1 pseudogene is annotated in these 574 nt (G+C 39.5%); it reads left to right on the top strand.

The window, feature by feature from the left end:
- Nucleotides 1-326 (top strand): annotated as a pseudogene (locus HMPREF2867_RS11725) (hypothetical protein); the annotation flags it as partial.
- Nucleotides 327-574 lie beyond the last annotated feature (248 nt).

Below are 574 nucleotides of genomic sequence, written 5' to 3' on the forward strand. Positions count from 1 at the left end.
CAGATGCCGATTCAGATGCACTTGTTGATTCTGACGCAGAGACTGAGTTTGAAACAGACTGTGATTCTGAGATAGAGGCACTTGTTGATGCAGACTCAGAATTTGAAACTGATTGTGATTCACTGATTGAAGTACTTACAGATGTACTTTCAGAATTAGATACTGATTGTGAGCCTGAAACAGATGCACTCAATGACGCCGACTCACTCAATGATGCTGAATTAGATGTTGAAATCGATTCACTTGTTGAAATGAAGTTTGAAGCAGAGTTCGAAATAGACTCAACAGTTGAAATGATTGCAGAAATTGAAGCACTGAAGGCTTGAGACTGACTTTCAAATACAGAAGCACTCAAAGAGCTTGATGTACTTAATGATTCTGATTCAGAAGCCGAAACTGACGCACTTGTACTTCGAGATTCACTCAATGATGCTGACTCACTAGCTGAAATTGAAGCACTTACTGACGCTGATTCTGAAGTTGAAGCAGATTGTGATTCTGAAACTGATGCACTCTCTGATGCTGATTCTGAGTTTGAGACAGACTGTGATTCTGAAATTGATTCACTTACTGA

This window comes from Streptococcus sp. HMSC064H09, from assembly GCF_001812625.1.
Classification (GTDB): domain Bacteria; phylum Bacillota; class Bacilli; order Lactobacillales; family Streptococcaceae; genus Streptococcus.